The organism is Corynebacterium sp. HMSC076G08 (genome assembly GCF_001811515.1).
In the GTDB taxonomy this organism is placed as follows: Bacteria; Actinomycetota; Actinomycetes; order Mycobacteriales; family Mycobacteriaceae; genus Corynebacterium; species Corynebacterium hiratae.
The window spans coordinates 26995-51041 of the sequence record NZ_KV805048.1 but is presented as its reverse complement, the minus strand read 5'-3'; the positions used below and the strand labels follow the sequence as shown (position 1 = coordinate 51041).

20 protein-coding genes are annotated in these 24047 nt (G+C 60.5%); 10 read left to right on the top strand and 10 right to left on the bottom strand.

What is annotated here, in order from left to right:
• Positions 1-16: 16 nt before the first annotated feature.
• The gene (locus HMPREF2806_RS06410) at positions 17-727 is read left to right on the top strand and encodes a VIT1/CCC1 transporter family protein (RefSeq protein ID WP_070516890.1); all 711 of its coding nucleotides are present in this window, start codon (positions 17-19) and stop codon (positions 725-727) included.
• Between the two features lie 132 nt (positions 728-859).
• Here the strand turns inward: HMPREF2806_RS06410 and HMPREF2806_RS06405 are convergent, their stop codons facing one another.
• Positions 860-1393 (bottom strand): alkylhydroperoxidase, AhpD family, encoded by a 534-nt coding sequence (locus tag HMPREF2806_RS06405; RefSeq protein ID WP_070516888.1) that lies wholly within the window; start codon positions 1391-1393, stop codon positions 860-862.
• Between the two features lie 44 nt (positions 1394-1437).
• Positions 1438-2031, bottom strand: a complete 594-nt coding sequence (locus tag HMPREF2806_RS06400) for a peroxiredoxin (RefSeq protein ID WP_046648222.1) — start codon at positions 2029-2031, stop codon at positions 1438-1440.
• Between the two features lie 173 nt (positions 2032-2204).
• Between HMPREF2806_RS06400 and HMPREF2806_RS06395 the strand changes: the two genes are divergently transcribed.
• Positions 2205-3164, top strand: coding sequence for a hydrogen peroxide-inducible genes activator (locus HMPREF2806_RS06395; RefSeq protein ID WP_070516885.1), 960 nt, complete (start codon positions 2205-2207; stop codon positions 3162-3164).
• A 164-nt stretch (positions 3165-3328) separates the two neighbouring features.
• On the opposite strand, the gene HMPREF2806_RS06390 is transcribed toward HMPREF2806_RS06395, so the two are convergent.
• Complete coding sequence (locus HMPREF2806_RS06390; protein ID WP_070516883.1) at positions 3329-4411, bottom strand: hypothetical protein; 1083 nt, start codon at positions 4409-4411, stop codon at positions 3329-3331.
• A gap of 110 nt (positions 4412-4521) precedes the next feature.
• Between HMPREF2806_RS06390 and hrpA the strand changes: the two genes are divergently transcribed.
• A complete protein-coding gene (gene hrpA / locus HMPREF2806_RS06385) occupies positions 4522-8397 on the top strand; it encodes an ATP-dependent RNA helicase HrpA (RefSeq protein ID WP_070516881.1) in 3876 nt (1291 codons plus the stop codon).
• Positions 8398-8401: 4 nt separating this feature from the next.
• Here the strand turns inward: hrpA and nrdR are convergent, their stop codons facing one another.
• A complete protein-coding gene (gene nrdR, locus HMPREF2806_RS06380) occupies positions 8402-8860 on the bottom strand; it encodes a transcriptional regulator NrdR (RefSeq protein WP_046648225.1) in 459 nt (152 codons plus the stop codon).
• Between the two features lie 777 nt (positions 8861-9637).
• Here nrdR and lexA point away from each other — a divergent pair.
• Positions 9638-10360: a transcriptional repressor LexA gene (gene lexA, locus HMPREF2806_RS06375; RefSeq protein ID WP_046648227.1), complete on the top strand. Its 723-nt coding sequence runs from the start codon at positions 9638-9640 to the stop codon at positions 10358-10360.
• 372 nt (positions 10361-10732) lie between these two features.
• The gene (locus HMPREF2806_RS06370; protein ID WP_046648229.1) at positions 10733-11515 is read left to right on the top strand and encodes a DeoR/GlpR family DNA-binding transcription regulator; all 783 of its coding nucleotides are present in this window, start codon (positions 10733-10735) and stop codon (positions 11513-11515) included.
• 105 nt (positions 11516-11620) lie between these two features.
• On the opposite strand, the gene ptsP is transcribed toward HMPREF2806_RS06370, so the two are convergent.
• The gene (gene ptsP, locus HMPREF2806_RS06365; RefSeq protein ID WP_070513104.1) at positions 11621-13315 is read right to left on the bottom strand and encodes a phosphoenolpyruvate--protein phosphotransferase; all 1695 of its coding nucleotides are present in this window, start codon (positions 13313-13315) and stop codon (positions 11621-11623) included.
• Positions 13316-13551: 236 nt separating this feature from the next.
• On the opposite strand from ptsP, the gene pfkB reads away from it, so the two are divergent.
• Genes pfkB through HMPREF2806_RS06350 form a run of 3 tightly spaced genes read left to right on the top strand, consistent with a single transcriptional unit; the run spans position 13552 to position 16959 of the window.
• Complete coding sequence (gene pfkB, locus HMPREF2806_RS06360; protein ID WP_070513101.1) at positions 13552-14523, top strand: 1-phosphofructokinase; 972 nt, start codon at positions 13552-13554, stop codon at positions 14521-14523.
• Between the two features lie 23 nt (positions 14524-14546).
• Positions 14547-16631, top strand: a complete 2085-nt coding sequence (locus HMPREF2806_RS06355) for a PTS fructose transporter subunit IIABC (protein WP_070516879.1) — start codon at positions 14547-14549, stop codon at positions 16629-16631.
• A 58-nt stretch (positions 16632-16689) separates the two neighbouring features.
• Positions 16690-16959, top strand: coding sequence for an HPr family phosphocarrier protein (locus HMPREF2806_RS06350; RefSeq protein WP_010190265.1), 270 nt, complete (start codon positions 16690-16692; stop codon positions 16957-16959).
• 364 nt (positions 16960-17323) lie between these two features.
• Here HMPREF2806_RS06350 and HMPREF2806_RS06345 read toward each other — a convergent pair whose 3' ends face one another.
• Together HMPREF2806_RS06345 and hflX are read right to left on the bottom strand one after the other, a co-directional pair.
• Complete coding sequence (locus HMPREF2806_RS06345) at positions 17324-18604, bottom strand: uracil-xanthine permease family protein (protein WP_012715094.1); 1281 nt, start codon at positions 18602-18604, stop codon at positions 17324-17326.
• A gap of 34 nt (positions 18605-18638) precedes the next feature.
• Positions 18639-20117 carry a GTPase HflX gene (gene hflX, locus HMPREF2806_RS06340; RefSeq protein ID WP_070516877.1) on the bottom strand — a complete coding sequence of 493 codons (1479 nt, stop codon included), beginning with the start codon at positions 20115-20117 and terminating at the stop codon, positions 18639-18641.
• 122 nt (positions 20118-20239) lie between these two features.
• On the opposite strand from hflX, the gene HMPREF2806_RS06335 reads away from it, so the two are divergent.
• Together HMPREF2806_RS06335 and HMPREF2806_RS06330 are read left to right on the top strand one after the other, a co-directional pair.
• On the top strand, positions 20240-21022 hold the full coding sequence (locus HMPREF2806_RS06335) for a hypothetical protein (RefSeq protein ID WP_070516875.1): 783 nt from the start codon (positions 20240-20242) through the stop codon (positions 21020-21022).
• 21 nt (positions 21023-21043) lie between these two features.
• Positions 21044-21577, top strand: a complete 534-nt coding sequence (locus HMPREF2806_RS06330) for a hypothetical protein (RefSeq protein ID WP_070516873.1) — start codon at positions 21044-21046, stop codon at positions 21575-21577.
• Positions 21578-21595: 18 nt separating this feature from the next.
• On the opposite strand, the gene dapF is transcribed toward HMPREF2806_RS06330, so the two are convergent.
• The 3 genes from dapF to HMPREF2806_RS06315 are packed head-to-tail and all read right to left on the bottom strand — an operon-like array spanning position 21596 to position 24002.
• Positions 21596-22432, bottom strand: a complete 837-nt coding sequence (dapF, locus tag HMPREF2806_RS06325; RefSeq protein WP_070516871.1) for a diaminopimelate epimerase — start codon at positions 22430-22432, stop codon at positions 21596-21598.
• An 11-nt stretch (positions 22433-22443) separates the two neighbouring features.
• Positions 22444-23370 carry a tRNA (adenosine(37)-N6)-dimethylallyltransferase MiaA gene (gene miaA, locus HMPREF2806_RS06320; RefSeq protein ID WP_070516869.1) on the bottom strand — a complete coding sequence of 309 codons (927 nt, stop codon included), beginning with the start codon at positions 23368-23370 and terminating at the stop codon, positions 22444-22446.
• Positions 23370-24002, bottom strand: a complete 633-nt coding sequence (locus tag HMPREF2806_RS06315; RefSeq protein WP_070516867.1) for a hypothetical protein — start codon at positions 24000-24002, stop codon at positions 23370-23372. Before HMPREF2806_RS06315 ends, miaA begins: the two co-directional genes overlap by 1 nt.
• Positions 24003-24047 lie beyond the last annotated feature (45 nt).

Genomic DNA, 24047 nt, shown 5'->3' with positions numbered 1-24047 from the left:
CTTCGAGGAGCTGGCAATGCCCCACCATGGCAACGAACCCCACGGATCTTCGCACAACGCACGTCTCAACTCTTTGCGGGCAGGCGTTCTCGGCGCCAACGACGGTATCGTCTCCGTCGCCGCGCTTCTACTCGGAGTGGTGGGCTCGGGGGCGTCGGCAAGCGCCATCCTCACCGCAGGCTTGGCTGCTACCGTGTCCGGTGCCGCCTCCATGGCGCTCGGAGAATACGTCTCGGTGTCCGCGCAGCGCGACTCCGAGCGGATGATGATCGACAAGGAGACCCGCGAGCTGGCGGAAATCCCCGAACAAGAACATGCTGAGCTCGTCTCCATGCTTGCCAGCTACGGCATGGGAACTGATACCGCAGACACCGCAGCGCGCGAAATCGCCGCCGAGGATCGGCTGCTGGAGGCACACCTCCGACTTGAAATGGGCATCGACGGCGAGGATCTGACCAATCCCTGGCATGCGGCTTTCTGGTCCGCAGTATCCTTCCTCGCCGGCGCTGCGCTGCCCCTTCTATCTATTTTCCTCGCGCCGATGGACAAGGCGGTAATCGTTGTGGCCATCGTGACACTTTTTGCCCTTGCCATCACAGGCTACGTCTCCGCCCGCCTCGCTGACACGAACACCGGGCGCTCCGTCCTCCGCCTCGTCATCGGTGGCGCACTGGGCCTGGCCGTCACTTATGGCATCGGCGTCGCTATCGGCGGGGTCGTCGGCTAGGCAGAAAAGAGCCGCCCGACGCGACCTCTACGCACCGACGCCCCTCCCCGATGGGCCAAAACAGAAAGCCCCACCTCCCGCCTAATGCGGGCAGTGGGACTCTACGTTTAGCTAGAAAAGTGCTAGCTGGTTTTACTCAGCGGTGCGCACGGCCTCGGCCTGCAGCGCCTGGGCCACAGCCTCGATGACGCCAGCTACCTTGATACCTTCCCAGATCTGCTCCTTGGTCACGCCCTCTTCCAAGAGAGTGTTGGCGTGAGCGGACAGGCAGTGCTCGCAGCCGTTTATGGCGGAGACCACGGTGCTCCACAGCTCAAACGTGGCCTTCTCCACGCCAGGCTTAGCGATGATGTTCATGCGAAGACCGAACTTGACCTGAGCAAAGTCATCGCCCAACCAGCTCTTTGCGCGGTAGGCCACATTGTTCATAGCCATCACCGTGGCAGAGCCGAGAGCTGCGTCAATTGCCTCTTCGCTGAGGTGCTCGCGGGCTTCCTCAAGAATCTCCGACAGTACCAAGTCATTGCGGGTAGCGGCCGCGGCAGCAACCAAGCTTCCCCACAACTGCTCCTCGTTCAGTTCGGTCGTACGAGTAAGGGTACCGATGTTGAGCTTCTGATCCTTGGCATATGCCGGAAGCGCGGACTTCAGGTTTTCGATGGACATTGATGTAACTCCTTTAAGGTTGGACGGTTGTGCTTAGTGCTGCTTTACAGAGCGGACTGAACAACCTCGAGCTTGTCGATGTTCTTGGTCGGGTCATTAGCCTCCCAGTTGCAGGCACAGACCTCTTCGGACTGCAGGGCGTCCAGCACACGCAGAACCTCATCCACGTTGCGGCCGACAGCATCCGGAGTCACGGACACGAACTGGATAACACCGTCCGGGTCGATGATGAAGGTAGCGCGGTCAGCAACACCGTCGGCATTCTCCACACCGAGGGCACGGATCAGGTCGTGGCGAATATCAGAGAACATCGGGAACGGAACTTCCTTCAGCTCCGGGTGGGTTGCACGCCAGTTGAAGTGTGCGAACTCGTTATCGGTGGAGCCGCCAAGGACCTGGGTATCGCGGTCCAAGAACTCCTCATTCAGCTTGCCGAAGGCCGCAATTTCAGTCGGGCAGACGAAGGTGAAGTCCTTCGGGTAGAAGAACACAACCTTCCACATTCCCTGGTACTTGTCCAGAGATACCTGCTCGAAGTAGTCCTCCGGCTGGTTAGCGTTAACGTCGTGGAGGTCACCGCCCTTCAGTGCGGTCAACTCGAACTCTGGGAACTTCTCGCCAACGGTCAGGATAGGCATTAAAGGCTCAACTCCTTATAGTGTCACAACAATGCATAACTGTGATGCAACTCTCTACAACCACACACCAATCTGCCTTTTAGCAGGTACGCGGTCGCTCACCTGCCAAGTATGCCACGGAAGGCTTCGCGCGTCAATAGGACCGACGAATTAGAAGTGTTACAGTTATAGGCATGAACAATAAGGAGTATCGTCCGACCCTCGCCCAGTTGCGTACCTTCGTCACGATCGCAGAGAACAAGCACTTTGGCTCCGCGGCCGCCAAGCTCGATATCTCCCAGCCTTCGCTCTCCCAAGCCCTCGTCGCGCTCGAGCAAGGACTGGGAGTGCAGCTCATTGAACGCTCCACCCGCAAGGTCATCGTGACGTCCACCGGCGAAATGCTCCTGCCCTATGCAAAGGCGGCCCTCGAAGCCTCCGATGCCTTCCTGAGCCAAGCCCGCGGCGCCAACGGCACACTCACCGGTCCCCTCACCATCGGCATCATCCCGACCATCGCGCCCTATATCTTGCCGGGTCTGTTGCGATCCATCGATGATGCTTACCCCGATTTGGAGCCCCGCTTCGTCGAGGAGCAAACCCAGCATCTTCTGGATAAGCTGCGCGAAGGAAACCTTGACTTAGCCGTTGCTGCACTACCCACTGAGGCTCCCGGCATGGTGGAGATCCCTCTCTACACCGAGGCCTTCACCGCAGTAACTCCAGCGGCGCATCCACTCGCAGGGCGCGATGACCTCACGCTGTCGGAGCTCGAGCATCTCGATTTGCTCTTGCTTGATGACGGCCACTGCCTCCGCGACCAAGTCCTCGACCTGTGCCGCCGCGCGAAAGTGAACCCCTCCGAGGCCACCAACGCCGTCACGCGCGCCTCGTCATTGACCACTATTTTGCAGCTTGTCATGGGAAACCTCGGCGCCACACTCGTACCTGAATCCGCACTCGTTACGGAATGCCAGAACCCGCAGCTTGCCGTTGCTCGCTTTGCCCCTTCGGTAACAGCAGAGCGCCAGGTGGGGCTCGTTTTTCGCTCCTCTGCCGCCCGCGCCGATGAATACCGCACTTTCGGGACACTGGTCACCAGCGCATTTGAGGACGCCGTCGAGCGCTCTCGGGACCTCTTTTCGTCTCCCTAGTCAGCTCCCTCTGATCAACACGCGTGCCCCAGCGCGACACTCAAAACGCCAAAGCCGCCACTGACCGGCCTCCTTGTCTAGGCCCTCCTCTGTGAAAGGGCTATCCGAAGAGGACAGTCAGGGCGGCGGCGCGCGTTAAATGCGCTACGTGTGGCCTTTAGTGTTTAGGCTGCGGGGGCATAACGCCCTTGACACTGGCGGCACAGGTGCGCGGTTGCCAGCTGCATAGCCGGTGCGATGACTACCAGCGCCAAGCCCAACGTGATGAAGGACGCGGCAAACATGAGAGCCGTAAGAACGATGAACAGCAGGATGTGGCTGTAATTCTGTTTGCCTAGCTTGAGCCCCTGCGAGAACGCCTCACCGATTGAGGAGGTATCCGCTGCCAACCAGGGCATGAGGGTAAAGAAGGGCTGGATGAATAGCCCGATCAGCATGAGCACGGCGAGAATACCGAAGATGGAACCGACGAGCGCGAGAATCTCCCCGTCTCCGAGGTTCTCGACGTTCTGCATATCCATTGCAGAGGCCCCGCCGAAGCCCACAGCAAACACAATGACGACAACAATCACGAGGGCTATAGCGCCAAGAATACCCAGGACCAGGTTCACCACAAGCGGCGACACCCAGCGAACACCTTGGAAAAGAGTGCCCCACGTGGGGCTTGGCTTATCGATCTCGCGATAGGCCAAGCGGTACACAATCAAAGAGATAACGATGGAGAGTATAGACACGGCAAAGGAGAAGAAGCTCACCATGACGCTCGCGCCCGTACCATCGGCGTTCTGCTCGCCAACGCTGATGCCAATTTGTGGAATAACCTGAATAAAGAACACCACGACAGCACCCAGCACCCACAGCATCGCATTACCCAGCGCAGCCTTGAAGCCCCATTTGATCGCCTCTAGGGCGCTGACTGGGCCCGTGTAGGCAGGGCCGGCGCCCGGACCAGGGCCCTCATATCCGGAATCGCCTCCGTAGCTTGCCCCGGCGTATCCCGGCTGACCGGCGTTGTAGGCGCCATAGGAATTGCCACCATAGGGCTGAGCGCCGTAGGACTCGCCACCGTAATTGCCATAACTGCCGGACTGGCCGAAGCCAGCCTGATCCTCTGGGTGCGTGGTGGGTTCATACCGCGGCAGGCCGCCATTGTTTTCCGAGGAGTTATTGGCGTTGTTTCCCGGATTGTTGCCGAACCCGCCGTGGGAGCCGTTGTCATCCGGTTTCGGATCAAAAGGATTGGTCATACACTTCTGCCCTTCTTTAATCTCTTTTCACACGGTCACCACGAGAGTACCAATTTCTCCACCTCGACCTGTGAGCGAAAAGCACTTCCGAGTAGACTTCTAGGTCGATTATGACTGCTACTCGCGAAGACCTCTACAACGCCCTCACGACAGTTTCCTCGAGTGATGAGCGTGCTTTCCGCCGCCGCCTCCGCAAGGCTCGCTCCCCCAAAGCGCTTGCAGCTATCGGGGCTGATATTGCATCTGCCCAGGAAAAAGTGAGCGCCATCGACGTAAACGTGCCGTCGATTTCCTACCCCGAGCAGCTTCCCGTTACCGGACGGCGGGACGATATCGCCGAGGCCATCGAGAATAATCAGGTGGTCATCATCGCCGGTGAGACTGGGTCGGGCAAGACCACTCAAATTCCCAAAATTTGTCTAGAGCTCGGCCGTGGACGCCGGGGTCTCATCGGCCATACCCAGCCGCGACGACTCGCAGCACGGACCGTCGCCGAGCGCATTGCAGAAGAGCTTGACCAGTCCATCGGGGACTCGGTTGGCTATGCCATCCGCTTCGATGACCGAGTCTCCTCCACCACCGCTGTGAAACTCATGACGGACGGCATCTTGCTGGCAGAAATGCAGCGTGACCGCTTCCTCAATGCCTATGACACGATCATCATCGATGAGGCACACGAGCGTTCGCTCAATATTGACTTCCTTCTCGGGTACCTCAAGAGGCTGCTCCCCAAACGCCCAGATTTGAAGGTGATCATCACTTCCGCCACCATTGATCCGGAACGCTTCGCCAAGCACTTCGCTGACGCTAACGAAAAGCCAGCGCCGATCATCGAGGTCTCCGGACGCACCTACCCCGTGGAGATCCGCTACCGCCCGCTCGAGGTCGAATCAGGTGGAAAGACCATCGACCTCGATCCCTTGGACGCCCTCTGCGAAGCCATCGAAGAACTCATGGCCGAAGGCGAAGGAGATATTCTGTGCTTCTTCCCGGGCGAGCGCGATATCCGCGACGCCATGGAAGCCATCGAAGGGCGCCATTGGCGCAACGTGGAGGTCACTCCGCTCTTCGGACGCCTGTCCAACCAGGAGCAGCATCGCGTTTTCCGCTCACACCGCGGTCGCCGCATTGTGCTCTCTACCAACATCGCTGAGACCTCATTGACGGTGCCTGGCATTCGCTACGTCGTCGACACAGGCACCGCACGCATCTCGCGTTATTCCACCCGCACCAAGGTGCAAAGACTGCCCATTGAGCCGATCTCCCAAGCAAGCGCTAACCAGCGCTCAGGCCGTTGTGGCCGCGTGGCCGATGGCATTGCCATCCGCCTCTACAGTGAACAGGACTTCCTCTCCCGGCCAGAATTCACCGACCCCGAAATCCTGCGCACCAACCTGGCCAGCGTCATCCTGCAAATGATCTCGCTGCGCCTCGGTGATATCGCCGACTTCCCCTTCGTTCAATCCCCCGAACCGAAGGCCGTGCGCGATGGCCTTCTCCTCCTCCACGAATTGGGCGCACTCGAGGGCAAAGAAAAAGATGGGCTGCCGGTCCTGACACGCATCGGGCGGGATCTCGCCCGCATCCCCGTAGATCCGCGCATGGCCCGCATGCTCGTCGAAGCCAACACCTCCGGATGCCTCCACGACGTCATGGTCATCGTTGCCGCCATGACAATCCAGGATGTGCGTGAGCGCCCCATCGACAAACAGGCACAAGCCGACCAGACCCATGCTCGCTTTAAGGACAAGTCCTCAGACTTTATGGCGATGCTCAACCTGTGGGACTTTGTCCAAGAAGCTCGCGATGAGATGAGCGGCAGTGCTTTCCGCAAACGGATGAAAGCCGATTTCCTGCACTATATGCGCATCCGCGAGTGGTTCGACCTGGTGCGGCAGCTGCGGGACGTCGCCAAGCAGCTCGGTTGGAACGCTCAAGAGGGCACCGAGCGGCGCCCCGATGACATCCACATGTCCCTGCTGTCTGGCTTGCTGTCCAATATCGGCGCACGCGATGGAAACTCTAAGGAGTTCATTGGCGCCCGCAATACCCGCTTCCTTGTTTTCCCGGGATCAGCGCTGGCAAAGAAGCCACCGGAGTTCCTCATGGCAGCCGAGCTCGTGGAAACCTCGCGACTGTGGGCACGCGATGTTGCCGCCATCGACCCGGCTTGGGTGGAAAAACTGGCGAAGGCTCTGTTGAAACACAACTATTCCGATCCAACATGGTCACGCAAGCGTGGCTCAGCGGTAGTTACCCAACGCTCGACGTTGTACGGCGTCACCGTGGTGGCCGATCGAACCGTTCCCTACCATCGCGTCGATCCCGTTGCGGCACGTGACATGTTCATCCGCAATGCGCTTGTCGACGGCGACTGGACCACCCACCATAACTTCTTCCACGACAACAAGCGCAAGCTTGCCGAGGCTTCCGAATACGAAGAAAAAGCACGGCGCCGCGGTCTCGTTGTAGACGAGGACACGCTTTTCGACTTCTACGATCAGCGCATCCCGGAATCTGTGACCACTGCCCGACACTTCGACTCGTGGTGGAAGAAACAGAAAAACAAGCATTCTCTGGACTTCGACCCAGAAGCACTCCTCGAGGATGACCACGATGTCACTGAGGACGCCTTCCCGGATCGGTGGTTGAAGGGAAGCATCGATTACGACCTGTCCTATAAGTTCGAGCCAGGTGACCCGCTTGACGGCGTCACGCTCAGGGTTCCCGTTCCACTGCTGGCCGGATTGGATACTGAGGGATTCGACTGGCTCGTGCCGGGCCTGCGTCTAGAGCTTGTCACTGAGCTGATCCGCTCGCTACCGAAAGCGCTGCGCCGTACTGTGGTTCCGGCCCCCGAGTTCGCTGAGCGGGCCTTGCCCAAGCTCCTTCCCTATGAAGGAGCGCTCATCGACCAGCTCGCAGCTGTGTTACGGGACATGGGCGGCCAGGGCATCAACGCGGCTGACTTCCGCCCTGATCAGCTCCCGCCCCATTTGCGCATGAACTATGCCGCAGTGGACAAGCGGGGCAAGATCATCGATTCCGATCGCGATTTGAAGGCGCTCGTGCAACGCCAAGCCGGGCATATCTCGTCCTCCGTGTCGCGCGTCGGCCGCGCCGCCGAATCCGCTTCCGTCAAGGAATGGTCGGAAGACACGCTGGGCGCTATCGATGAGGAAGTGACCACGGTGGTTGATGGGCATGAGGTCACCGCTTATCCTGCACTTGTCGCTACGAAGGAGGGCGTGGCGCTGAAGGTGCATCCAACCAAGGCGGCTGCCGACGCCTCCATGATCACCACCACCCTGACGCTGCTACTCCGAGAGATTTCCGTGAACACGCAGCATATGGTCAAGGGCCTGCCCCTGCAGCAGCGGGTTGCTGTCGACGCCTACCCGCACGGCGGGGCCGAAGGTCTCGTCAACGATGCTCGGGTCGCCGCAGTACGCGACATCATGATGGAGAAGGGCGGGCCGGTACGAAGTCCTGGTGAATTCACCACTCTTCTCAACGCGGTTAAACCGGAGGTGCCAGGCCGCGTCCGCCAGGCGGTGGTCGCGATCGCCCCAGGCTTGGCAGAGTATTCGAACCTCAACGCTGAGCTCAATCAGTGGGAGGGGCCGGCAATCGATGATATTCGCGGTCAGCTGAAGTTCTTGTTGCCCCCGAATGCGATCACTATGCACGGCATGCAGCACCTTCGCCACCTGCCGCGTTATATCCAAGCCGCGCGCATCAGGCTCGAGGACATGAATCTAGACCCGGATCGGGATGCCGACCGCCAAGCCGATGTCGACGAAGCGAAGGCATATCTGAACAATCGTTTGCGCACGCTGCCCGCCGGCCGCGAGAAGACCCGTGAGGTCAAGGACATCTACTGGATGATCGAGGAGTTGCGCGTATCGCTCTTCGCACAACGCCTGGGTACCGCGCATGCGGTGTCCGTGCGGAGAATCCAAAAAGCCGCGGACAAGCTGCGCTAAAACGTTAGAAGCTGTCGCGGTCGCGCCGGCGCATGAGGCGAATTTCGGATTCAAAGTCGTCGGCGCTCTCAAAAGACTTGTATACCGAGGCGAAGCGAAGATAGGCCACCTCATCGAGGTCACGCAGGGGTTCCAAGATAGCAAGGCCGATATCGTTGGCGTTGACTTGTGACGATCCGTGACTGCGCACGGTTTCCTCGACCTCTTGCGCAAGCTTTTTCAAGGCATCATCGCTAACATCCCGCCCCTGGCACGCGCGCTTCACGCCGCGGATTAGCTTGTCCCGGCTGAAAGGCTCGGCCAAGCCATTACGTTTGACCACCGACAAGACAGCCTTCTCGATGGTGGTAAACCGGCCTCGGCATGCAGCACACTCGCGACGTCGGCGAATTGACGTTCCACTGTCGATCACTCGGGAGTCAATCACTCGTGACTGTTCGTTGTGACAGAACGGGCAATACACTGTGCCGTATCCTTCCTCTCGACCGCTGCGCAGACGCCTTCCGGCCCCTCGGGAAGTCTAGCGCGAAGAAACAACCGCTGTGGCTGATGCACCGCTAGCGCTAGGGGCCTCACCATCAATACTAAGACCACCCCACACGGTGCCGATAAATACCGCTGCACCGAAAACTGCTCCAAGAACATAGTTACCTACGTTCGAGCCGCTACGGCGAGGTAGGGACGCAGCACGCTGGTATGAAACTGAGGAATCCCCTATTCGATCTGTGCGCCCCTGTGTTCTATCTCTCGGCTCGAGCGTTCGAACACGCGACAAACCACTTTCACGCGTTAACGCGAACGAGTGACACCGCTCAGGTTCCCACACGGCCGCGGGCGGGACGAGCACAGGACCCTTTCCGGACTTCTCGGGAGTTACTCCATGCAGAGCAGAGCTGGTATTAAGTGCAATGGCCATGACAGTTCCTTTCCAGGACTTCTTCTTCATTGTGGTGATGCCTGAAGTGTAAGAGCGAGGTTCGACATCGTCGAACACTTCCATCGACCAACCGTTCGATTTGGTCTGTATGTTCGATTTATAGCAGGCGCTCGAAAGTTTGTCCACATCCAAGCGGCGTTAGTCGAACATTTTTTCTTTACGTGCTAAAAAGGAAACGGAAACACCAATACGGCGCACGCCACGATGAGCAACCAACGAGACGTCACCGCGATGCCCACCAGCGTCCTGCACGCCTCAACCCGACGCGCTGTTTTGCGCACACCGATAGCCCTAGGAGTAAGAATGCCCCGCAAGCCGAAGCGAAGCGACCAACCTACCCTCGACTCACTTTCCGCCCGTCAGCGCCGCATCTTGGAAGTCATCCATGACGCTGTCATGCTGCGCGGGTACCCGCCAAGCATTCGAGAAATCGGCGATGCAACAGGCCTACAGTCCACGTCTTCCGTGGCCTATCAGTTGAAGCAACTAGAGGAGAAGGGCTTTCTTCGCCGCGATCCAAACAAGCCGCGCGCCGTTGATGTGCGCCACTTCCCCGGCGCCGACGATCCAAAGAAGCCGGGCCGCAAAGCCGGGCAGGCCAACACCACAGCAGGGCAGTCCACTCCCGACGTCCCCGAGGATGCAGCAACGCCGAACTACATCCCAGTAGTCGGCCGCATCGCCGCGGGCTCTCCTATCACCGCCGAAGAAAACATCGACGGCTACTTCCCCATGCCAGGTGAGATCCTGGGAAGCGGCGAGCTTTACATGCTGCAGGTCGTCGGCGACTCTATGCAGGACGCCGGAATCCTCAATGGCGATTGGGTTATTATCCGCTCCCAGTCCGTCGCCGAAGAAGGCGAATTCGTCGCTGCACTCCTCGAAGGCGAAGAAGCAACTGTAAAGGAGTTCCACCGCGATTCTTCTGGAGTGTGGCTCCTCCCCCACAACGACGCCTACGCTCCCATCAAGGGCGATGAGGCCGAAATCATGGGCAAGGTTGTATCGGTGTTCCGCAAGCTTTAGGCACCCCTAAGCCACAACTATCCCTCCCCCAACCGGTTGCCCACGCCACCGCTTATTTCCACTCGGTGCGGGCGAACTGGAGGGAGGGATTTTTTCTTTTTACCCCCTTGTGTGTGTACATGTCCGAATCGCGCCGTTTAAGCGTCCGACATCACACATTTGCAAACATGCAGTATAAACATTGTTTTTCTCGCACGTTTGCCGCCAGCAATGTGAGCTTTTATTTGTTTGGTTCCGTTTTGTTCGCATTCAGTGGGACAATAGAAGCATCGCCGCAACATTCGTTGCTCTCTTCGCTCACATGCCCCGGCCCCACTTATTATCACCGCCGGGCGCAGCGACTACCACAGGCAAACTTCACTGGGAGGAACTATGTACGCAGAAGAGCGTCGCCGACAAATTGCGTCATTGACCGCCGTCGAAGGCCGAGTCAATGTCACTGAGCTTTCCGAACGCTTCGATGTTACCGCTGAGACGATTCGCCGCGACCTCGCGGTCTTAGACCGGGAAGGAGTTGTCCACCGCGTTCATGGCGGTGCGGTTGCTTCCCAATCGTTCCAGACTGCAGAATTTACACTCGATACTCGTCAGCGTTCCGCCACGGGCGCGAAAATGGCTATCGCCCGCGCCGCACTAGAGCAGCTTCCCGACGGGGGCAGTATCTTCATCGACGCTGGAACTACCACCAACGCCCTCGCTGACCTCATCGGACAGCGCTATTCTGCTGGCCAGTTCAGCATTGTGTCGAATAGCCTACCGATCGCCCTCTCGTTGGCCAGCAATGGTGTTTCCGAGGTGCAGCTCCTAGGCGGCACGGTGCGCGCGATCACCCAAGCCGTCGTCGGCGATACCGCCCTTCGCACCATGGCGCTGATGCGCGCAGATGTTGCTTTCATCGGCACCAACGCCCTGACCATCGACCATGGGCTATCCACGGCGGACTCACAGGAAGCAGCTATCAAGTCGGCCTTTGTTACCAACGCGCATCGCGTCGTCGTCTTGTGTGACTCGTCGAAGCTCGGCAATGACTATCTGGTCAGCTTTGCCTCGCTCGATGAGATTGATGTCGTCATTACGGACGCCGCTGCTCCAGCCGCCTACGTCGAAGCCCTGCGCGAGCACGGCATCGACGTGATTATCGCTTCGGAGAAATAGGCGGTTTCATCCCACGACCGCGTAAGGGCGGTGTGGTTCCCCGAGGGGCCTCTCGGGGAACCACACCTCCCTGTTTCAGCAGCGGCCTAAACCAAGCTAGAGCTACTAGGCAGTCTGGTATTCCTCCAGCAGCGCAATCACTGCGGATCGCGCATCTGCTGGGCTTTCGGCGTTGATAGCCGCCTCCGCCATCTTCTGGCACTGCTCGAGTGTGAGCTCAGCCAGCTGTGCACCAACGCCCGCAACTGCGGTCGACGCTGCGGACAGTGAGGTGACTCCAAGGCCAGTCAGCACGCAAGCGAGCATGGGATCGGCGGCGGCCTCACCACAGACACCAACCGGCACATTGTTATCGCGACCCACCACGCACGTGTGCTGGATCAAACGCAGCACGGCCGGCTGCCACGGATCGGTCAGGTAGGCCAGCTGCGGCGACAGGCGGTCCGCGGCCATCGTGTACTGAGTCAAGTCATTGGTACCGATGGACACGAAGTCGAGGTGCGGCATGATGGTATCGGCCATCAGGGCCGCTGCAGGCACCTCAATCATCGCGCCGGCGATGAGCCCGCGCTCACGACACAGTTCAGCAAACCACTTCGCCTCTACTGCCGTGGCCACCATGGGCGCCATGACCCAAGTGGTAGCGCCATCAGCACGCTTTTCCGCGGCCTGTGCGATGGCGTCGAGCTGACGGGTGAGAAGCGCCTCGTTGTTTCGGGCGATGCGCAGGCCGCGCACACCCAAGGCCGGGTTCTCCTCAGAGTCCAACGTGGCGTAGGAAATCGGCTTATCCGATCCGGCGTCGAGCGTTCGAACGACGACCTTGGATTCGGGGAAAGCGTTGAAAACCTTGCCGTAGATGCGTGCCTGCTCCTCCACGGTCGGTTCTTCGCTGGCAGAGAGGAAGGAAAGCTCCGTGCGGTACAGGCCGATCCCCTCTGCCTGCGAATCCGAGGCGATGCGAGCTGCGTTCCCGTCGGCCACGTTGGCCAACAGCTGCACGCGGTGACCGTCCTTGGTCTGGGCAGGGCCACGCCACTCGGCCACTCGCGCTGCCTTCTCGCGGTATTCCTCAACTGCCTTAAGTGAGGTGTCACGATCCGCGCCAAGGGACACCGTTCCCACGGAACCATCGACGAAGATCTGGGTTCCCGCTTCAATCGAGCGGAGATCAGCGCCAACTGCGACGATGCACGGAAGGTCCAGCTGGCGGGCGATGATTGCAGTATGGCTCGTCGGCCCGCCGAGCTCGGTGACCAGTGCCTTGATATGCGCAATGTCCAAGGTAGCGGTATCCGCTGGAGCGAGGTCATCCGCCAGCAGTACCGCCTCGCCTTCGACCATGGGCAGGCCCGGTTCCTGTTCACCGCGTAGCTGTGCAATCACGCGATCGCGCACATCCTTAAGGTCGGTTGTGCGCTCTGCCATCACGCCGCCGGCGGCCTCAAACATGGTGACGAACCTGTCCGTTGCGCCGACGACCGCATACTCGGCGTTCTTGCCGCTACGAATACCCTTGCGTACAGCCTTGTGCCAGCCTCGGTCCTTCACCATTCCGGCGGTAGCACCGAGAACCTCAGCAGCCTGGCCTTCGGCCCCAGCTGCCCGCTGCTCAAGGCGGCTGGCAACAATGTCCGCCGCTTCGAGGAAGCGATCGTACTCAGCATCACGCTGCTCCTCCGGCACGGTTTCTCCCGCCGTGGGCAGTTCTGGGCGTGGGCGGACCCACACCGCCTCAGCGTATGCAACGCCGGCGACGACGCCGGTGCCTTTAATGGTGGATGGGGATGCGTTTTCCATGACACATATCCTTACGGAGACGATGTTTTCTCTATCCAGATCATCACAAGTCGGTCAAAAATGCAACGAAAACCACAGTGATTCCGTTGACATTCGGACACATACGGGCAATAATCAACATTAAGCAACATTAGTTTCACGCTGACCACGGGCAATCTGCACCGAAGTTCTTGTTCGAGCCGCCGCGGCGCTTTTGCCCCAATATACGCACTCCGCGAAAGGGGACATTGTCCACGATGATCCTTACTTTGACCCCCAACCCGAGCATCGACGCCACAGTGCGCCTGAACGAGGCGCTCGACCCCGGTGCTGTCCACCGCGCCGAGTCTGTCTCCAGCGTTGCTGGCGGTAAAGGCGTCAACGTTACGCATGCCGTAACGCTCGCCAACGTCGACAGCTTGGCGCTGCTCCCCGCCGCCCCCGCTGATCCTTTCTTGGCCCTTGCTGATGACGCGTCCATCCCCGTACATGCAGTACACACGGCCGGCGCGGTGCGCACCAATACCACTCTGACCGAGCCAGACGGCCGGACGACCAAACTCAACGGTCCCGGCCCCACGCTCGATGAGTCAGTTCAGCAAGACGTGGCACAGGCCGTTGCTGAACACTGCGCCAACGCCGAGTGGATCGTCATGGCAGGCTCCCTGCCCAAGGGGGTTCCCACCGACTGGTACACGCAGCTCATCACTGTCGCTCGCGAGGCGAACCCCAACATCCGTGTAGCCGTCGACACCTCCGATGCCCCTATGGTGGCTCTCGGAGAGAACCTCGAGGTAGCCAGCCCCGATCTCATCAAGCCCAATGGCCTTGAGCTTGGCCAGCTAGCCAACGTTGATGGCCAGGCCCTCGAAGCTGCCGCAGAGAACGGTGATTTCAGCGGTGTGGTCGAGGCCGCGAGGGTCGTCGTCAAGCGCGGCATTCCTGAGGTTCTCGTCACCCTAGGTGGCGCTGGCGCAGTGCTGGTCACCACCGATGAAGCGTGGGCCGCTACTCCCCCGCCCATTACCCTCCGTTCCACCGTGGGTGCCGGCGATTCTTCGCTCTCCGGCTATATCCTCGCCCGCCGCAGCGGTGCCTCCTACCCCGAAGCGTTGCGTCAGGCCGTGGCCTACGGATCGGCTGCCGCAGCGCTCCCAGGAACCCAGATACCAACCCCTGAAGAACTCGATATTAAACACACGACGGTTCAGGCCGTCACCGACCTTTAGCAGTACTGAGGAGTACTTACCCGATGTCATCAGAACTCATCACCACCGACCTTGTGGCGCTCGACGCCGACTTCGGTGGCAGCATCGAATCAGTCATTACCAACCTGGCCACGCTTGTCCATGACACCGGCCGCGCCACCTCCATCGAAGAGCTGGCCGGCCCCGCCATCGAGCGTGAAGCCAAGGCCGGCACCGGTGTTCCCGGCGGGGTTGCCATCCCGCACTGCCGCTCCGCCGCAGTGTCTGAACCCACCTTGGCCTTCGCCCGCCTCTCGCGCGGCGTGGACTTTTCCGGCCCCGATGGTGACGCCCACCTGGTATTCCTCATTGCTGCCCCGGAAGGTGGCGGTAAAGCACACCTGAAGATCCTCTCCAAGCTTGCCCGCGCGCTGGTGAAGAAGGACTTCCTGGAGGCTCTGCGCACCGCGCAGACCAAGGAGGAAATCGTCTCCCTGGTACTCGACGTGGTTAACGCCGAAAAGCCGAAGAAGAAGGCGACGTCCAGTGAATCGGCACCTGCCGCTGCGGCTGCAGCGCCTGCCTCGACCAAGGCTGTGGACTCAAAGAAGACTCACATCGTGGCCGTCACCGCATGCCCGACCGGCATTGCCCACACATACATGGCGGCCGACGCCCTCACCCAGACCGCCGAGGAGCGCGACGATGTCGAGCTCACCGTAGAGACCCAGGGATCTTCCAATAACACCGCTGTTTCTGCAGACACCATCGCGGCTGCCGACGCCGTCATTTTCGCCACCGATGTCGGTGTTCGCGACCGGGAGCGCTTCGCCGGCAAGCCCGTCATTGAATCGGGCGTCAAGCGCGCCATCAACGAGCCGGGTGTGATGCTCGATGAGGCTATCGCTGCGTCCAAGAACCCTAACGCGCACAAGGTTGCGGGCACTGCAGGCGCAGCCTCCTCTAGTTCCGCGGAAGAAGGCGAAGGACTGGGCTGGGGCAAGCGCATTCAGCAGGCCATCATGACCGGCGTGTCCTACATGGTTCCCTTCGTCGCCGCCGGTGGCCTCCTCTTGGCCTTGGGCTTCCTCTTCGGTGGCTACGACATGGCAAACGGCTGGCAGGCCATCACCACCGATTACTCGCTGACCAACCTGCCGGGCCATGACGTCATGGTTGATGGCGAAATGATGACCTTCCAGAAGGCAGGATTCGCCCTATACATCGGCGCCGTGCTTTTCGCTATCGGTCAAGCGGCGATGGGATTCATCGTCGCAGCGCTCTCCGGCTACATCGCCTTCGCACTGGCAGGCCGCCCGGGCATCGCGCCGGGCTTCGCCGGCGGTGCTATTGCTGTTACCTTGGGCGCCGGCTTCATCGGTGGTCTGGTCACCGGTCTCATCGCGGGTTTCGTGGCCATGTGGATTGGCAAGTGGAAGGTCCCGCGCTGGATCGGTTCCCTCATGCCTGTCGTTATCATCCCGCTGCTCGCCACGATGATTACTGGCCTGCTCATGTACCTGGTTCTCGGTGCCCCACTGGCCGCCATCATGGAAGGCCTGCAGAACTGGCTGGCCTCCATGTCCGGATCCTCCGCTGTCCTTCTGGGCATCATCCTCGGCCTGATGATGTGCTCCGACTTGGGTGGTCCGGTCAACAAGGCTGCCTACCTCTTCGCCACCGCTGGTCTGTCCACGGGTGATGAGGCTTCCATGAAGATCATGGCCGCCGTTATGGCCTCCGGCATGGTTCCGCCGATTGCGCTGTCCATCGCTACCTTCGTACGCAAGAACCTGTTCACGCCCGCGGAGCAGGAGAACGGCAAGTCGGCCTGGCTGCTGGGTCTGTCCTTCGTCTCCGAAGGTGCTATCCCGTTCGCCGCTGCCGACCCGCTGCGCGTTATCCCTTCGATGATGCTCGGTGGCGCCGTCACTGGTGCTCTATCGATGTCCCTGGACGTCATGTCGCGCGCCCCGCACGGCGGAATCTTCGTCATCTTTGCTATCGAACCTGCGTGGGCCTACTTCGTGGCCATTCTCGCCGGCGTCATCGTGTCCGCCATTGCGGTTATCGCGATGAAGCGATTCTGGCCCAACAAGGCTGCTGAAGAGGCTGCTGCGAAGGCCGACATGGCCGAGGCTGCCGCCTAGCACCTAACCCGCGTACACTTGTAAGCACGAAATACCGTAATTCGAAAGGATTATCATCATGGCTTCTAAGACCGTCAAGGTTGGCTCCTCCGTCGGACTGCACGCACGTCCGGCCTCCATCATCGCTGACGCCGCCGCTGAGTTCGATGAGGACATCTTCCTCACCCTCGTTGGCGATGAGGACGAGGATGAGACCGATGCCGCTTCTTCCCTCATGATCATGGCTCTCGGCGCCGAGCAGGGCGACGAAGTCACCGTGACCTCCGAGAACGAGGCCGCTGTGGAGAAGATCGCCGGTCTCATCGAGCAGGACCTCGACGCTTCCTAAAGCACTTTCCGTTTATAGAACGGCAGAGCTCCCGCCTCCCTCTTGTACTGAGGGTGGCGGGAGCTTTCTGTTGCTTGGTTGTCTAGCACAAGGTTCTAGTCATCAGGCTCTACTCAAACGGTTCTGTTGGGGGCAAGGAAACCATATGGAGGTGCCTAGAAGGTTCATTTGACCTCAGGAGAACCTTCTGACCCAAACCGTTTGAATGGAACCATGTGTATGCGCGTCTTCATGCCGCAGAGGGACCGAAGCAAACGCACCTTATACAGATTTCTGCACGCAATCACCTGGGGTTTGCGTAAATACGCGTCCAGATGGTGCCTTTACTCCGGTCCCTTATCCTCGCTAGTCGGCGTAAGCGCCTCTAGTACTTCGCGCCGCGGCCCTCACCAATGGTGCCGTAGAGCTTCTTCATCACCGGGTAGAGCACGATGATGCCGACAGAGCCCCAGGCAATACCTTCCAGCGTCACGCCGAAGACGTCGAGGGTGAGGTTGCCAATGCCCGCGATGAGCGCCACCGCCGCCGCAGTGAGGTTGACCGGGTTGTTGAAGTTGACCTTGTTGTCCATCCAGATGCGCACGCCCAGCATGCCGATGAGGCCGTAGAGGACAATGCAAGCACCACCCAGCACGCCGGTGGGGATGGTAAAGATGAGCGCGCCAAACTTCGGGATGAAGGCCAGAGCGATGGCTGTGATAGCAGCTACCCAGTAGGCGGCCGTGGAGTAGACGCGGGTCGCGGCCATCACGCCGATATTCTCCGCATAGGTCGTTGTACCGGAGCCGCCGAAACCACCAGCCAAGGAGGTAGCCAGGCCATCGGCAATGAGAGCGTCGCCGGCTAAATCATCGAGATCGCGCTTAGTCATCTCCGAGACCGCCTTGACGTGGCCGACGTTTTCCGCAATCAGCACCACCAGCACTGGAAGTGCTGCCGCGATGGCGGAGACGTGAAACTCCGGCGCATGGAACTGCGGGAAGCCAATCCAGGCTGCTTCGCGGATGGACTCCACGGCCCCCTCGCCCAGGTTGCCCGTGGCCGCCGCGAAAGCCCAGCCGACGACGACACCGATAAGAATCGACAGACGCGAAACCATGCCGCGACCGGCCACGGTGGCCAGGATGATGACCGCCAGCGTCACCGTGGCAACTAGAGGCTGGCTCGAATAATTGCTGGCAGCATTGGGTGCCAAGTTGAGGCCGATCAGTGCCACAATGGCGCCGGTCACGGCCGGCGGCATGACGGCGTCAAGAACCTTGCGGCCCGCTGCCTTCACCGCGAAACCAATCGCCACCAAGACCAGGCCAGTCACTAAGACGGAACCTGCCTGCGCGCCAATGCCGTACTGCTGGGAGGCGCTCAACGGTGCAATGAACGCGAAGGAGGATCCCAGGTAGGAAGGCAGGCGGTTGCGGGTAATCAGGAGGAATAGGATTGTTCCCAGGCCTGAAAACAGCAGCGTCGTATTGACCGGGAATCCGGTCAGGGTGGGCACGAGCAACGTCGCACCGAACATGGCCACCACGTGCTGCATGCCGATGCCGATGGTGCGGCCCCAGCTCAATCGTTCTTCGGGTGCGACAACCGCGCCCGGCTTAATCGTCTTTCCGTCCCCGTGGACGGCCCAGCCAAAATTACTCACGAACCATAATTATGGCTCACGCGAGCACCGAAACCTAAGCGTCCTCACCAGTCACGCGAAATTCGCTGAGTTCGGCGGCGATGGAGGCGGGCAGGCGGACGTCGACAAGCGTGCCCTCCCCCGTGTACTCCTCGCTGCGCACCGTACCCTGAGTATGGATGCGATCGACCACGTCCCCGCGAGTAAACGGAATGAGCAACTGCACATGCTCGTCCTGGGAATTGAGGAAGAGCTCCACGCGCGTGGTGAGCTCATCGATACCCTCCCCCGTCTTGGCGGAGACATAAACCACGTTGTCACGGTCGAGGGCGTGGCGAAGCTCCGCCAGCACCAGCGGATCGGCCTGGTCTATCTTGTTGATGACGATGATCTCCGGCGGGGCCTCCTCGCCGGTTTCCTTCACGATGTCATAGATGACCGCATTAACCGCCTCAATTTGCTTCAGCGGGAAGGGATCTGAGCCGTCCACGACGTGCAGCATCAAGTCTGCTGCGAGGACCTCCTCCAAGGTGGACTTGAAGGCCTCCACCAACTGTGTGGGAAGGTGGCGGACGAAACCAACGGTATCGGTGAAGACGACCTGGCGGCCATCAGCAAGCTCGGCGCGCCGGGTGGTGGGGTCCAAGGTAGCGAACAGCGCATCCTCCACCAGCACGCCAGCGCCCGTCATTGCGTTGATGAGCGAAGACTTGCCGGCGTTGGTGTAGCCAGCAATAGCGATCTGCGCAATCGTTGAGGATGCGCGGCGCGAGCGCTTGATCTCGCGTTCCGTCTTCATCCCTTTAAGTTCCTTGCGCAACAGCGCCATCTGCGTGCGGATGCGGCGGCGGTCCGTCTCAATCTTGGTTTCACCGGGTCCGCGCAGGCCGACACCGCCGTTGGATCCGGCTCGACCACCCGCCTGGCGCGAGAGGCTACCGCCCCAACCGCGTGTATGGGTGTAAAGATACTCCAGCTGTGCGAGCGAGACTTGGACTTTACCTTCCTTGGACTTGGCGTGCTGCGCGAAGATGTCCAAGATGAGCATGGTGCGGTCGATAACCTTGGTGTTGAGCGCTCGTTCTAATGCCGTGAGCTGGCCCGGGGTAAGTTCGCCATCGCACACCACGGTATCCGCGCCGGTGGCAGTCACGATATCCTTGAGCTCTTTCACCTTGCCGGAACCGATATAGGTTCCAGGATCCGGCTTGTCGCGCTTCTGATACAGGGCTTCGATGACCTCTGCACCCGCGGTCTCCGTCAACGCGACAAGCTCCGCCATCGTGGCCTCAACCTCGGCCACGGTACCTTCAGTCCACACGCCCACCAAGATCACTTGCTCAAGGCGGAGCTTGCGGTACTCCACCTCGTAGATGTCCGTGCTGTCTTCTGAGCGGATCGTGGTCTTACGGTTCACTCGCCGGAAGGCATTGCGCTCCGCGAGGTCGAAATCACCGGTGGACGGCACCTGTGGCATGGGCGCGGGCTCACCAAAAGCCTGCGCGAGGAGATCATCATGGGTTTCTTGTGTCATATGTTTTCTATTCTTGCACGTCACGCCTCTTAACAGAGAATCTCCGTTGCACACGACCTTGCGCCGATCCCGGCGGCAAGGCTCACCGACAACATTTTTGAGTCATCGCGGCGCCAGATACAATGGGCCACATGACCGTCAAAGAGACCACCCACCCAGAGATGCAGGCCATTGGCCTCAACTACGAGCGCTGGCAAGACGCCGTCGAAGCAGCCATTTCCACCAACCAGCTGGCAGTCACCGGGGAGGTTCGCGGAGGACAACTCATTCAGTTCTCGGATCCTTCCGGGGCGCAACTCAATATCCTTGCCGTCGAGCCTTTCGCCACCTTCATCGGCTTCGAGGGCGTTACTCAAGGCTTCGCTCACGTCTCTATGATCAATGATGTCTTGGCTTACCTGGACATCATCGATCCTTTCGGAAACGTGCTCGCGCAAGCAACGGCAAACCTGGCGCAGGGCCCGCTCCTTGTCGACGAGGACACCCAGCAGTGGCAACAGGTAGAGCTCACCGCGATGGGTCTTGACGTCACCGTCTTCGGCAGCACTGAAGCCTACAAAGCCGAGAAGGGTGCCTACCCAGCCACGTTTGAATCCACTGGCGCGGCAATTGTTGCGGCCGGTTCCGGCGCCGAATCCCCCACCCCGGGCTGCACTTTTTCCGCACGGGTCATGGAATCCGAGTGGCGCCACAACCAGCTCACAGGTGAGCGCTTCATGCACCTCGTCATGGATGGCACCTTCCCCTTCGATCTGTGCCTGCCGGAGAGCTTTGGTGAGCTGCCGCCGAAGGATTCCGTTCTTGCGGGCTCGGCGATGCTGACCGCCTCGATTGCGCTGCCCACCGGTGGTTGTGGTGGCGACGGCGGCTGCGCCTGTGGCTCTGGGGGCTGCGGCGGCCACTAGGCATACCGTAGAGTCGTAAGCATGAGTTTTTCCGCATCTCAGCGTCAGGGTTTTGCCCTGCTCCTTGCCGGGGTTACCGCTACGGTACTGGTTCTGACGCTGAAGCTGCCGGGAGTTATTCTCGCCGTCTTTATCTGCGGGGCGCTATGGCTCTTGGCCGGCGCCCGCCCCGATGCCTCGGAACATGCGGCGCTGAGGGCTTCCATTGCGCTCACGGTGGAAGACATCACGGGCGTCCTCGAGGACTACGCCACGTTTGCTACGAGCGACGATGCTGAAGCACTAGCGGACCGCACGCTTCACCGCCCGGCGCTTGCCGACGTCGACTGCACGAACCCCACTATCGAAGCGTTCCACTACAAGATGCATGGCGCGCAGCGTTTCTTGCGCCGCCTCGATGCGCGGGTTAATTCGCCAGATACTGGCACCAGCGAACTCGAATCCTTGCTCAAGGTGGCCGATGATCGGGCCGCCGAGCTCAAGGAATCCTGGCTCGCCGCCCGCCGCGCCGCCTTGGCCTTGGGCACCAACTACAAAAAGGGGGACGGGCGCTAAACGCCGTCCCGAAAAGCCCTATAGTGAGGTTTCGCCTGTTGCTACGATGCGCGAAGGCCCCGTCAGCGTGGAGCCATCTTCGGTGATTTCCACCTCTACCTCGCCGCCCGGAACGATGACGCGGACGTGGCCGGTGGTGTGGGAGGAATCGGCAAGCGCGGCGCACGCTGCCGCTACCGTTCCGGTGCCGCACGAGCGGGTCTCCCCTGACCCGCGCTCGAAGACGCGCATGTGAATCACACCATCGCGCAAAGGTGTCACCAGCTCTACGTTGACGCCTGCCGGGAAAAAATCAGTATCGAAGACGGGCTGCTCAAGACGCTTGCCAGCCAGGGCCTCTGCGCTAAGCCCCGGGATAACGGCCGCCAAATGGGGGTTTCCCACATCCACTCCTAGCCCGGCGAAGCTCTCTCCTGCCATCGAGGCGGTGGAAACACCGAGCACCTGTGCTGGTCCCATCTCCACGCTGACCTCTGCCGCGGTCTCATTGAAGGAGTGGACGGTGACCTGCTTGGCCCCAGCGCGCGTGCCGACGGTGAAAGTATCGGTGTCCACCAACCCCCGGGAGCGGACCCAATGCGCGAAGACGCGGGTGCCGTTGCCACACATTTCCGCCACGGAGCCATCCGCGTTGCGGTAGTCCATGAACCAGTCATCGGCGTTAATACCCGGCGCGAGCTCATCGATTTCTCCAGAAGCGAGCAGTTCACCGGCGCGGATGACGCGCAGTACACCGTCGGCGCCGATTCCCGCTCGACGGTCACACAGTGCCGCTACCTTTTCCGCTGGTAGCGGCTCGGTTCCCTCCACAATGACGAAGTCGTTCTCAGTTCCGTGGCCTTTAGCAAAGTTCATAGCAGTAGAGTCTAACGCCCTTCGAGGACACGCAAAGCCTGCGTTCTCGTGTCAGCCGCAGCATCCAACCAGTGGATCCGCTTATCGCGGTTAAACCAGGCGCGCTGGCGGCGCACATAGCGGCGGGTTCCGGTGATAGTGCGCTCCACTGTCTCCTCCCATGTCAGCTCTCCGCGCTGTGCTTGGAGAACTTGGGCATAGCCAATCGCCCGCCCGGCCGTAGACTCAGCCTTCAAGCCGCGGATTTGGAGGCTCTCTACTTCCTCCACCAGCCCCTTGTCGAACATGAGGCGGCTACGCAGCTCGATGCGCGGGTTCAACCAGCTGGCTTCCGTGCGCAACCCGAGGATTCTCGTGCCCCACCGGGGCGGGGCGTTCTTCGGTGGCTGGCTGGCTTTGAAAGGCTTGCCTGTAAGCTCGATGACTTCCAGTGCGCGCACGGTACGGCGCGGGTCCTTATCTTCGATGATGGCCGCGGCTGCCGGGTCCACGCTGGCAAGCTCTGCGTGCAAGGCATCGGTACCAATCTCTTGGCGCCGGGCCTCCCAGCGAGCGCGCACCTGCGGATCAGTGGGTGGGAATTGCCAATCATCCACGAGTGATTGGACATAGAGCATGGAGCCGCCCACCAAGATCGGGGTGTTGCCACGCGCTCGAATACTCTCGATATCCGCGATGGCAGCGGACTGATAGCGCGCTACCGACGCCGTTTCCGTCACGTCCCACACATCGAGCTGATGGTGTGGGATACCTTCGCGCTCCTCCAGCGTCAGCTTGGCCGTGCCGATGTCCATGCCCCGGTAAAGCTGCATCGAATCGACGTTGACTACTTCCCCGTCGAGCTCGTGCGCCAAGGCGACTCCGAGTGCTGATTTTCCGGAGGCCGTCGGGCCCACGACGGCAATCGGGGTTGGGCCGCTGCTGAGAGTCTTAGGCATTAGCACTGCCACCCCGCCACATAGCGCCCTACCCCGAGGGTTGAATCCGCTGCCCGAAGCTCCGCATGCCGTGGATGCACGCCTGCCAGCTGTGCCCACAGTGCCGTTTCGAGCACTCCCGTCGAATGGAGCAGCTCTTCGTTACAGTCTTCCTCCGCGCCGGCCAGCACGCTTTCGCACCACAGGTGAGTGTCCCGTGCACCCTTGACGAGGGCGAGCGGCGCGCGCTCCGTCAAGCCTGCAGAGCCATCAACGCACACTATTGTGAACCGTCCGGAACGCACCTCCCCTAGGTCGGCGCGGGAGTCTTCCACCGTGAAGGCGCGGTGACTGCTTTCTGCCCCGAGCGCGCTAGTGAGTACGTAGCGGGCCATTATTTCGGGCAGGTAGTTTCCGCCGCCGACGTCGACCTGGGGTGCGCCCCACGCTCTCAAACTTCCTGTGTGCTCGGTACGCCAGCGCGCATCGCGCGATCCCACGATATCGACCTTAAGCGGTGCACTACCGTTGACGCGTGCGGCATCACGCGTGAGCTCGCAGGCGGCGCTAAGGAGCGCGCGCGACGCGTCATCGCTGGGTGACAATTCTTCCGCCAAGGCCGGTGAGGCTGGCATAACCATGAGATTTTGCATCAACTCCCATCCTATAAGGTTAGTTTTTCGGGGTTAACACGCGGC